This is a genomic window from Burkholderia sp. COPS (assembly GCF_019425585.1).
GTDB classification, from domain to species: domain Bacteria; phylum Pseudomonadota; class Gammaproteobacteria; order Burkholderiales; family Burkholderiaceae; genus Burkholderia; species Burkholderia cepacia.
This window is the reverse complement of record NZ_WIXR01000042.1, coordinates 58,610-69,985: the sequence shown is the minus strand read 5'-3', so window position 1 is coordinate 69,985 and position 11,376 is coordinate 58,610. Positions and strand designations below refer to the sequence as shown.

The window sequence follows — 11,376 nt, the reverse complement described above, 5'->3', positions numbered from 1 at the left end:
GGGTTGGGAGGGCTCGTGCACGCTGAGCGGCGGCGCTCCGCCGGTCAGTATGGGGCTGCTGCACTTCCTGTCGATGATCAATTCGGCGTCCTGCGACTTCACGCAACTCGATTCCATCAAGCACAGCGCACAGGAAACGCGCTTCGTCGGCGGCTCCCAGATTCTTTGCACGAAGATGGCCGGGCAACTGGGCGACAAGGTGCGCCTGTCGACCCCGGTGCGACGGATTTCCGGTTGGGACCGCGACATCGTCACGTTGCATACCGATCGCGGAGAGGTGCGGGCGCGCAAGGTCATCATGGCCATCCACCCGGCCCTCTGCAACCAGGTGCAGTTCGAGCCGGCGTTGCCCGAGAAGCGGGCGTCGCTGCAGCGTGCGTGGCCCGCCCACTCGCCGGCACGCAAGACGGCGATGGTCTATCGCCGTCCGTTCTGGCGCGAGAAGGGGCTGAACGGCCATGTCTTCCAGGTCGGCGGGCCGATCATCTGGGCGTACGACAACTCCCCGCCCGGCGGCGAGATCGGGATCATCAATGCATTCGTCCGGAACGCGCTGTTGCCGTCGGACCGAAAGGCCGCGCAACACATCCTCACGGACATCTATGCGCAGGCGTGGGGCGACGACGCGTTGTCGCCCGTGTCGTATCACGACCACGACTGGAGCCGCGCCGACCCGTGGACGATCACGTGCGTGTCCGCGATTCCCCCCGGTTTCTGGACTGCGCACGGCGAGGGACTGCATTGGCCGTGCGGCAACCTGATCTGGTCGGGGACCGAAACCGCGAACATCTGGGCAGGCTACATGGATGGCGCCGTGCGTTCGGGGCATCAGGGCGCCCTGCAGGCACTGAACGGCCTGCGCCGCGCATAGGAGAGCAATCATGAAAAAACGCATCTTGCTCGCCATTGCGGGGCTCGTCGCCGTATCGCTCGTCGTCTTCGGGCCGACGTTGCTGAATCTGTACCGCCTTCAACAGTTCGTGTCCGCGTCGGAAGAGGCGTACCGCGCCGACGGCGGACCATGGCCGCACCTGACCGACACGTGCCTCGGCTGTCACGGCGTCAAGGGTACGTCGGCCGACCAGGGTTATCCGAGCCTGGCGGGGCAACCGGCGTCCTACGTGGCGGCGCAGCTTCACGACTTCGCGAGCGGCAAGCGTGTCAACCCGAACATGGCGCCGCTGGCGATGAGCCTGAGCGAGACCGAAATCAAGTCGCTGTCCGAGTACTACGCGCGCCAGCCGGCCCGCAGCAACCGCTACTTCGAGGCCGATCCGCAACGGGCGGCGCAAGGCAGGCAACTGGTCGAAAAGGCGGCGTGTGCCGCGTGCCACGGCTCCCGCCTGATGGGCCAGGCGCAGTTCCCGCGGCTGGCGGGCCAGGGGCACGACTATCTGCTGAAGCAACTGGAGGCGTTTGCCGCCGGCACGCGAACAGAAGCGACCGGCACGATGCAGCGCGTCGCCGCCGCACTGTCGCCGAAAGACCGCGAGGCCGTCGCTCAGTACCTGGCGAGTTTGAATCCGGAGAAGGAATGATGAACCGTATGCAATCGGAATGGAGCATTTGATCATGGACAGCAGAACGCTCGCACTTTGCCTCGCCAGCGCATTGCTGGCCACCACGACGGCCACTTACGGCTGGAAGTTTCTCAAGCGGCGCAATTTCCTGCTCGGGATCGAGTGGCTCATCGTCACGGTCTCTTCGACCAATGCGCTGATCTACTTCGCGACTCACTTCGAGCTCTCGGGGCTCGTGTCGCATGTCCTGGATGCGTTTTCCCGCGGCTTCGGGATGCCGCTCGTCGCCGTCGCGGGCCTGATGGCCGTGACGCGCGGCTACAGGCCGTCGGGCCGCCAGGATGTCGCGCTGTTCGCGATCTCCATCGTCGGCACCGCCGTACTGGTGTCCGGCGCGATCGCGAAAGTGCAGCCGTATTTCTATGTCGCGGCATGGGCGTGGCTGACGATCTACCTCGCGGGTTTCGTGCGGAAACTGCTGGCGGCCGGCGAGCGGTTCCATGCGACGACGACGACCGTCGCGGCGGTGACGTCGATGGCGATCGCGTGCATCTACGACTTCTATCCGATACCGGGAGACGAGCACAACGTCGTGCTCAATTTCTTCGTCCTCGCGCTGGTGACGTGGTCGTACTTGACGGTCGTCGTGTATTACGCCTATTGCGCGCTGGAGCGCGCAGGTCAGACGCATGACGCCAGCCGGTTCGGCTCGAACCGGAACGGGGATCGTCGCCTCGCGTAAGCGCGTGGCGACGCGCATCGCAGCATTCGCGTCGATCGACGACACGCGCCGGAGACGGCTGTTGTGCCGTCGTGCCGCTCAGCGCCGCATCGCTTCCGTTATTCCGTTACTTACCGCGGCCGGTCCTGCGCGTGAGCCACGGTGTTCCGGAGCGCGGCGAGTGCGGATCGGCCCTCGCGTATCCGCTGGCCTTCGTCGGACGATGTCGACATCGATCCGTCGACGGCCTGCATGTCACGTTGTCCGGCTTGTTCTGGATGGCGGGGTGTCGGGTCGTCGCTGACCGCGACACGTGAAGGCCGTCGAACAATCGTCGGAGGAAAGAGGGGCGCGTGCCCTCGGTGTGCCCTTTCGGCGCGCGGGCGGGCACGCGGCCGTGATCGGCTTCGCATGCCAGGCATCCCGTTTTGTCCACGTATCGAATCCGTACCGGGAATACCCTCTCTTTTTATTTTCTTCTATCTTTATCATCATTACCTAACATTGTTACTCTGTTCGATGTTAGGAATGGTACAGGGCACCCGCAAGCAGGGCGGGGCGAACCAACAGGAGGTGACCGATGGACGATGTCAAGCGCAAGGCTTTCGCGGAAGACGGCGCGATTCTGATCGAAGGTGTGTTGAACGAGGAACAACTGGCCCAGTGCCGGCTCGCGTTCGACTGGGGGATTGAAAACCCGGGGCCGATGGCGTCGAGTCTCCTCGACGGTACCGAATTCCGGTCGCACGTCGACAACGCGAATCCGTATGCGAAGGAACGGCTCGACGAACTGGTCGCCACGCTGCCGCTCGGTCGCCTGTTTGCCGACTTGTGGGGATCGGAGCACGTGTGGTTCTTCGCCGAGGAACTGTTCCTGAAGCGCGGCGGAAAGGGCGCACGCTCGTTGTGGCATCAGGACACCTCGTACCTGCCGTGGTCCGGGATGCACTTCGGCAACGCGTGGATCAGTTTCGAGGCCGTTCCCAAGCGCAACGCGCTCGAGATCGTCCGGGGTTCGCATCGCGGCGTGCGTCACGACGGCACCACGTTCCAGAACGCCGACGATCCCACCGAGCCGCTGCATGGCGGTGGCGTCTGGCCGCGGATGCCGGACATCGAAGCCGAGCGCCGCGCCGATCCGGGCAAGTACGACATCCTTTCGTGGGCCACGAAGCCGGGCGATGTCCTGCTGCTTCATCCCGGCGTGCTGCACGGCGGCGGCGTGGTCGATCCGGCGTTTCCCGATCGCCACACGCTCGTGCTGCGCTTCTTCGGCGACGACGCCACGTTCAGCCCGCTGCCGGACAACAGCGCATCCGGTTTCACGCCGGCCGGCGTGTTGTTCGTGGACGAGCTCGCGTCCTTGAAGGCGGGCGACCCGTTTCGCGCGCCGTGCTTCCGTCAACTCGTCTGAATCCGGAGGATTCCAGTCATGGCAACAACCAACAAGCGGCAACCGATCGTTCCACCCGGGTTCAAGGCGTGGTACGACACCTACCATTTCGCTCCCGCGACGCGTGTGGGCGACACGATCTGGGTTTCCGGCCAGGTCGGGATCGGCGCGGACATGCGGCCGGGCGACGGCGTGCAGGCGCAGGCGCGCATCGCGTTCGAATCGCTGAAGGCGATTCTGGTCGAGGCGGGCGCGAGCCTTGGCGACGTGGTGGAACTGACGACTTTTCATACGGATCTGCGCGCCGAGGTTGAAGCCTTCGCCGCCGTGAAGGACGAATACTTCCCGGATCGCTATCCGTCGTGGACGGCGGTCGGGGTGACGCAGCTCGCGTTGCCCGAGCTGTGTGTCGAAGTGCGCGCGGTGGCGGTGGCCGGATCCGGCGCCGCCTGACGCGGACGCCCGGCCGTTCGCGCGGCCGGTGCGGCGTCGACGCAAGAGGGTGTTCGACGCCGCGGATTTCGGCGGAAGAATACCGACAATATTTCGCATTACTTACAATGTAGAACGCATCGGCTCGGTGACGTCGAGCGTTTCACGGTCGCGGAGGTCGTGCGACGGCCTTCCGGGAAGCGGCGTGTCAGCCGCTCGAAACGGATTGAACGCCTGTCGCCCGTCAACCGCACAACCGGTGAATGAAAGCTGAGTCTCGGAAGGAGAACATGATGAAGAAGCACACGATCGGAACCGTGTCGGCAATCGCGGCTGCGTTGCTGGTGATGGCAGGCAGTGCCGTGGCTGACGACCTTACCTCCGCAGGCGCCGAACGCGGCGCGAGCAAGGACGGTTCCATTCCGGCCTTTGCCGGCAAGCAGGAGCCGCAGTCGGGCTGGGAATACGGCAAGACGCGAGGCGATTTCTGGAAACACCGGAACGAGAAGCCGCTTTATTCGATCGACGCCGCGAACGTCGACAAGTACGCGAGCAATCTGTCGCCCGGCCAGATCGCGTTGATCAAGCAGCGCAAGGGCTACCGGATGGATGTCTATCCGTCGCACCGCGAGTGCCAGCTGCCGGAATTTGCCGAGCAGAACACGAAGGCCAACCTCACGGCCGCGAAGCTTGCGTCGGATGGCGAGACGCTCGAAGCGGGAGTCTTGCCCGGCGTGCTGTTTCCCCAGCCGAAAACCGGCGCCGAAGCGATCCTGAACTACGAGAACCGGTATCGGGGTGTCGGTATCGAGTGGCCGCTGGTCGTCACGTCCATCTCGCCGCGTCCGGGCGGCGGCGAATGGATCGACGGGATCGGCCCGCAGGTCTTCTTTTTCCCGTCGGGCAAATCGGGCAAGAGCGGGCCGAAGGATGTCGACCAGCTCAGCCTGGCCGCCTATTTCTCGGCCACTTCGCCGGCCGCGCTGGCCGGGCAGGCGTTCGTGCAGCGCCAGTATTTCAACAAGGACTCGGAAACCTACTACTACTTTCCGGGCCAGCGCCGCGTGAGACGCATGCCGGCCTATACGCATGACGCGCCGCTGATCGGCTTCGAGAACCAGTACCTGATCGACGAAGCCAACATGTTCAACGGCTCGATCGACCGGTTCAACTGGAAGCTCGTCGGCAAGCGCGACCTGCTCGTTCCGTACAACGCGTTCGGCATGTACAAGTTCAAGAGCAAGCTGCACGACGTCGCGACCCCGGACGGCATCGCGTCGGCGAACCGCCGCTACGAGATGCATCGCGTATGGGTCGTCGAGGCGACGGTCAAGCCGAGTGCGCGCCACGTCGCGTCGAAGAAGGTGTTTTACCTCGACGAGGACAGCTGGCTCGCACTCGTCGGCGAGGACTACGACGCGCAGGGCAAGCTGTGGAAGGTGCGCGAGAGTTACCCGATTCCGGTATGGGAGCTGGGCGGTGCGTGCGACAACGAGCCGATGGCGCAGTACGACGTGCTGAGCGGGCGCTACGTATTCGATTCGTCGACGATCGGACAGGGCAAGGATATCCGCTGGTACCAGGAGATCAACGATCCGCGCTTCAAGTCCGATTTCTACTCGGCGGAATCGCTGAGATCGGTCAGCGAACGCTGATTGCCGTAGTCAAAAAAAGAAAACAGGCCCGACGTGCGCACGCGCGCGTCGGCATCCGGTCTGGAGATGGGTGGGTGGTGCGATGAAAGCAAGCAATATCGTTAAGAGTACTACGGTGTCGATTGCCATGCTGGGTGCGGCAACGTCGACCGCGTACGGGTACGAGTTCACGCTGGGGGACGGCGCCGTTCAGGGGTCGTGGGTGACCAATCTCACGGCGGGCGGCGGGATCCGGACCAGGAGTCCGAGCTGCTCGCTGACCGGCGATCCGAACGCATACGGCTGCGGTGCGGCTGCCAACACCGATCAGTGGGGTTACGGCGACAACGGCGACCTGAACTACCGCAAGGGGCAGCCGTTCAGCACCTACGTGAGCGCGACCAGCGAACTGCTGCTGAAGATGCCGGGCGAAGGGCTCAAGTTCATGGTGCGCGGCACGGGCATGTACGACTTCCTCGCCGGGAGAACGGCCAGAACGCCGCTGTCGAGCACGGCGGCCGCGCAGGTGGTGTACAACGCGCAGCTGCTCGATCTGTGGGCGCAGAAGGATTTCACGATCGGCGGGCGCAACGCGCACGTGCGGCTCGGCAACCAGGTAATCAACTGGGGCGAGAGCATCTACGCGCAGAGCGGCATCAACGCGACCAACTCGATCGACGTCCAGAAGCTGCTGATCCCGGGTTCGCAGCTCAAGCAGGCGCTGCTGCCGGCGCCGATGCTGAGCCTCGCCGCCGATCTTTCCCACGGCTTCAGCACCGAAGCGTATTACCAGTTCCAGTGGAACGGCAACCGCCTCCCGCCGGTCGGGTCGTACTGGTCGCTGGCGAACGTCATCGGCCGCGGCGCCGAACCGTTCACGATCAACGCGAACAACCCCAACGTCGCTGGCCCGGGCGTCGGCACGATCGCCAATGCGATCGGCGGCGGGGCTGCAGCGGGTAACCAGGACACGCTGAACGCGATCAAGAACGGGCTCGTCAACGGCGCTTTCGCCGGGCCGCCGTTCAACGACCTCGGCATTCCGGTGTCGACGCAGTTGCCCGCGAAATACCGGCCGCAGTTCGGCGTGAAGTTCAATTACTCGCCGCGCTCGTTCGATGCGAACTTCGCGTTCTACTACCTGAACTACACGGACAAGTCGCCGGTGCTGTCGACGCTGTCGAACGGCACCGCGCAATGGTCGTATCTCCAGAACCGGCAACTGTTCGGCGCGAGCGCGAACTTCGGGGTCGGCCCGTGGGCCATCGGTACCGAGCTGTCGTATCGGCCGCGCGATGCGGTCGCGTTGTCGAGCTGCTACGGCGCGGGCGGCCCGACCGACCTCATCACGAACGGCGTGCAAGGCGTCAACTGCCAGCAATGGGCCGACAAGAAGAAGTTCCAGCTGGATGTCAACGGGCTGCTCGCGCTGACGCGCAGCGAGTACCCGTTCCTGAAGCTGATCGCCGCGGATTCCGCCGCGTTGACCTGGGAACTCACGTGGATCTACTACCCGGGCCTCGGTTCGGACGTGACGCGCACGGTGGACGGGCAGCCGGTCACGCAGGTGCCGGCCGCCGGTTACTTCCCCTGGCTGAACCACAACTCGGGGCTCGGCTATCCGATCACGCAAGGGCAGGGCACGTCGAGTTCGGTGGGCGCGACGGTCGACTTCAACTGGACGTATGACGGCTCGCTGATCCCCGGCTGGCAGGTGACGCCGGGCGTGACGTTCAGCACCGGCCTCTATGGGTACACGCCGACCTTCACCGCGAACTACATGCAGGGTGCGAAGTCGGTGAACGTCTACGTGCTGTTCAACCAGAATCCGCCGAAGTGGCAGGCAGGCATCAACTTCGCGGCGTTCTTCGGCGGTCACCAGTCGGTGGGCAATCCGTATGCGGACCGCAATTTCGTCGGTGTGTTTGCTACCCGGAACTTCTGACGCGCGCGCGTCGGGCATCGCCGGAATACATGAAGGGGTAATGCAGTGCTCAATCGTCTGGTCAGCCGCCTTGAAAGGCTATTCTTCGGTCATCGCGCGATCGTGCTCGCGGCGATCGGCCTGTTCACCGTCGTGATGGCCGTGTTCGCGATGCAGCTGCGCATGGATGCCGGCTTCGAGAAGCAGATGCCGATCGGCCACGAGTACATCCGCACGTTCCAGCAGTACCGGAACGACCTGCTAGGCGCGAACCGGATCACCATCGTCGTGCGCGCGAAGCACGGCTCGATCTGGACGCCGGACGGGCTGACACGGCTGTACAAGGTCACGCAGGCGGTGACCTACCTGCCGAATGTCGACCGGATCGGCGTGCGCTCGCTGTGGACGTCGAATGCGTTCGTCAATGAAATCACCGACGAAGGCTTTCGCGCGGAGCCGATCATTTCCGGCACGATCACGCCGGACCAGCTGACGCCGGAGATCGTCGGGAAGATCCGTCGCGCGACGACGCTGGGCGGCTATGTCGGCACGCTCGTGTCGCACGGCGAGGACAGCGCGATGATCACGGCCGAGCTGAACGAGCGCGACAGTGCGGGCAAGGTGCTCGATTACGTGGCGTTCAATCACTTGCTCGAACAGAAGATCCGCCAGCCGTTCGAGGATGCCGGCTATGAGGTGCAGATCATCGGCTTCGCGAAGCAGATCGGCGACATCGCCGACGGCGCGAAGGCCGTGCTCGGCTTCTGCGCGATCGCGCTGTTGCTGACCGCGCTCGCGGTGTACTGGTATTGCCATTCGCTGCGCTTCACGGTGCTGCTGATCGCGTGCTCGCTGACGTCGCTGGTCTGGCAGTTCGGCACGCTGAAACTGCTGGGTTTCGGCCTCGACCCGCTCGCGGTGCTGGTGCCGTTCCTGGTGTTCGCGATCGGCGTGTCGCACGGGGTGCAGCAGGTGAACTTCATCGTGCGCGAGATTTCGCACGGGCACAGTTCATACGAGGCGGCGCGCCGCAGCTTCAGCGGGCTGCTGATTCCGGGCGTGCTGGCGCTGATCACCGCATTCGTGTCGTTCATCACGCTGCTGCTGATCCCGATCCCGATGGTGCGTGAGCTGGCAATCACCGCGTCGCTCGGTGTCGCGTACAAGATCGTGACGAACCTGATCCTGCTGCCGGTGGCCGCGTCCTGCTTCAACTTCACGAAGCACTACGCGGACAGCGCGCTCAAGCGCGGCGAACGGCGCTCGGCACGGCTGCGGCCGCTTGCGCGTGTCGCGCAGCCGAAGTATGCGGGGGCGACGGTCGCATTGACGCTGGTCGTGTTCGCGCTGGCCGCGTGGCAAAGCCGCGATCGCGTGATCGGCACGCTGCAGCCGGGTGCGCCGGAACTGCGCGCGGATGCACGCTTCAATCGCGACGCGACGTCCATCGCCGGCAACTACGACATGGGCCTCGACTGGCTGACGGTTGCGATCGAGTCGGCCGGCAAGAGCTGCAACAACCCGGCGGTCGGACTGTACGAGGACGATTTCGCGGCGGCCATGCGTACCGAGCCGGGCGTGGTGTCCGTGCAGTCGTACTCGGGCATGCTGCGCGGCTACAACCAGGGCTACAACGAAGACTATCCGAAGATGAGCGTGGTGCCGATCGACCCGGAGAACTACGGGGCGGTATCGGTCGACGTCGGGCGCGTGAAGGGCTTCATGAAGGCCGACTGCACGATGTCGGCCGTGCACCTGTTCCTGACCGACCACAAGGCGACGACGATCAACCGCATCCTCGACGACGTGAAGCAGTATCGCGCGTCGCATCCGTTCCCGGGTATCGCCGTGCGGCTCGCGGCCGGCAACGCGGGCGTGCTGGCAGCGACCAACGAGGAAGTCGCGGGCAGTGAGCTGCCGATGATGCTGTACGTGTACGGCGCGATCCTGATCCTCGTGTTCCTAGCGTACCGCGACTGGCGCGCGATGGTCGCGTGCTGCGCGCCGCTGTCGGTTGCAACCTTCATCGGCTACTGGTTCATGAAGGAGCTGCAGATCGGGCTGACGGTGGCGACGCTGCCTGTGATGGTGCTCGCGGTGGGGATCGGCGTCGACTACGCGTTCTATATCTACAACCGGCTGCAGGTGCATCTCGCCGGCGGCCAGCACATCGTGAAGGCCGTGCAGCACGCGATGCTCGAGGTGGGCGTCGCGACGATTTTCACGGCGATCACGCTCGCGATCGGCGTGGCGACGTGGAGCTTCTCCGCGCTGAAGTTCCAGGCGGACATGGGCAAGCTGCTCGCGTTCATGTTCATCGTGAACCTGGTGATGGCGATGACCGCGTTGCCCGCGCTCGCGTCGCTGCTCGAACGCTGGTTCCCCCGCCGCAAGCCGGCCCGCGCGCCGGGTTTGTTCAGTCACTGAAGCTCGTGAACCTGCCGATGGAGATTCGTTCATGGTCAAGACGCTAACTGTTTGCGCCGTACTTTGTATCGCGGCGGGTGCCTTCCCGCGATTTCATGAAACGGGCGCGGGTCGGAGTGCGCCGGCTCGTGCGTTCGCGATGGACGCGACACGCACCGGTGTGCACCACGCCGCGACCGGCGAAACCGGTGTCGCCGCGTCGTCGAACGACGGCGGAGCCGAGCGGCGGACAGTGGCCGCGCTGGGCAACGGCAGGCCGCCGGCCGTGATGCTCGGCGAAGCGAATGCCGGCTGGTCGGCGCTTTTCAACCACTGATGCCCGCACACTACCGGGATTCACCATGATCAAGACGCTCATTTCCTGTATCGCGCTCTGCACGGCCGCGACGGCCTTCGCGCAACCGCAGGACGGAACGGTCGCGGCCTGGGCCGCGAAACCCGCGCACACGTGGGCCGCGCCGACGCACATGATGCTGATGGACGCGACGCGCGCCGGGTCGCGGATCGTCGCCGTCGGCGAGCACGGCATCGTGCTGCTGTCCGACGACGACGGCAAGACCTGGCGTCAGGCACGACGCGTGCCGGTGTCGGCGACGCTGTCGGCCGTGTCGTTCGCGGATGCGAAGCACGGCTGGGCCGTCGGCCAGTGGGGCACGATTCTCGCGACCGACGACGGGGGCGACACGTGGGTCACGCAGCGGCTCGATACGTCGGTCGACCAGCCGCTGTTCTCGGTGCTGTTCACGAATGCACAGGACGGCATTGCCGTCGGCCTGTGGTCGCTGATGCTGCAGACGCACGACGGCGGCAAGACGTGGACTCGTACGACCCTGCCGAAGCCGCCCGGCGGTGGCAAGGCTGACCGAAATCTCTATCACGTGTTTGCCGACCCTTCTCATGCGCTCTACGCCGTGTCGGAGCAAGGGATGGTGCTCAAGTCGGCCGACGGCGGCGCGAACTGGAATTATCTGCTGACCGGCGGCAAGGGCACGTTGTGGTCGGGTGTCGCGATGCCCGATGGCCGGATCGTGGTCGGCGGCCTGCTCGGCAGCCTGTACCAGAGCAGCGACGGTGGCGCGAACTGGACGGCCGTCGACAGCCGCACCCGAAGTTCGATCACCGGTCTGATCGATGCGGGCGACGGCCTGGTCGGCGTCGGGCTCGACGGCCTGGTATTGAAGCAGCGGGCCGCGTCCGCGACGGTCGAGGTCGCGCAGCGCCCGGACCGTGCGACGCTGACCGCCGCGCTGCCCGGCAAGGGCGGCGCGCCGATTCTTTTTTCGCAGGACGGCGTGTTGACGTCGCCCTGATTGCAACGCGGATGG

Annotated in this window: 10 protein-coding genes; all 10 read left to right on the top strand. The window is 65.1% G+C overall.

The window, feature by feature from the left end:
• A partial coding sequence (locus FOZ70_RS29575; RefSeq protein ID WP_219707408.1) for an FAD-dependent oxidoreductase occupies positions 1–871 on the top strand: 871 nt, incomplete at its 5' end.
• Between the two features lie 10 nt (positions 872–881).
• The gene (locus FOZ70_RS29570; RefSeq protein WP_059651280.1) at positions 882–1,538 is read left to right on the top strand and encodes a c-type cytochrome; all 657 of its coding nucleotides are present in this window, start codon (positions 882–884) and stop codon (positions 1,536–1,538) included.
• A 34-nt stretch (positions 1,539–1,572) separates the two neighbouring features.
• Positions 1,573–2,262: a hypothetical protein gene (locus FOZ70_RS29565; protein WP_059651326.1), complete on the top strand. Its 690-nt coding sequence runs from the start codon at positions 1,573–1,575 to the stop codon at positions 2,260–2,262.
• 559 nt (positions 2,263–2,821) lie between these two features.
• The gene (locus FOZ70_RS29560) at positions 2,822–3,655 is read left to right on the top strand and encodes a phytanoyl-CoA dioxygenase family protein (protein WP_059651281.1); all 834 of its coding nucleotides are present in this window, start codon (positions 2,822–2,824) and stop codon (positions 3,653–3,655) included.
• Positions 3,656–3,673: 18 nt separating this feature from the next.
• Positions 3,674–4,087 carry a RidA family protein gene (locus FOZ70_RS29555; protein ID WP_059676128.1) on the top strand — a complete coding sequence of 138 codons (414 nt, stop codon included), beginning with the start codon at positions 3,674–3,676 and terminating at the stop codon, positions 4,085–4,087.
• Between the two features lie 269 nt (positions 4,088–4,356).
• Positions 4,357–5,721: a DUF1329 domain-containing protein gene (locus FOZ70_RS29550; RefSeq protein ID WP_059651283.1), complete on the top strand. Its 1,365-nt coding sequence runs from the start codon at positions 4,357–4,359 to the stop codon at positions 5,719–5,721.
• Between the two features lie 82 nt (positions 5,722–5,803).
• A complete protein-coding gene (locus FOZ70_RS29545; protein WP_060061334.1) occupies positions 5,804–7,645 on the top strand; it encodes a DUF1302 domain-containing protein in 1,842 nt (613 codons plus the stop codon).
• 45 nt (positions 7,646–7,690) lie between these two features.
• Positions 7,691–10,051, top strand: coding sequence for an efflux RND transporter permease subunit (locus FOZ70_RS29540; RefSeq protein WP_219707407.1), 2,361 nt, complete (start codon positions 7,691–7,693; stop codon positions 10,049–10,051).
• A gap of 139 nt (positions 10,052–10,190) precedes the next feature.
• On the top strand, positions 10,191–10,367 hold the full coding sequence (locus FOZ70_RS38265) for a hypothetical protein (protein ID WP_258025768.1): 177 nt from the start codon (positions 10,191–10,193) through the stop codon (positions 10,365–10,367).
• Positions 10,368–10,392: 25 nt separating this feature from the next.
• Entirely contained in the window at positions 10,393–11,361 is a 969-nt protein-coding gene (locus FOZ70_RS29530) for a YCF48-related protein (protein ID WP_219707405.1), read from the top strand.
• Positions 11,362–11,376: the final 15 nt, after the last annotated feature.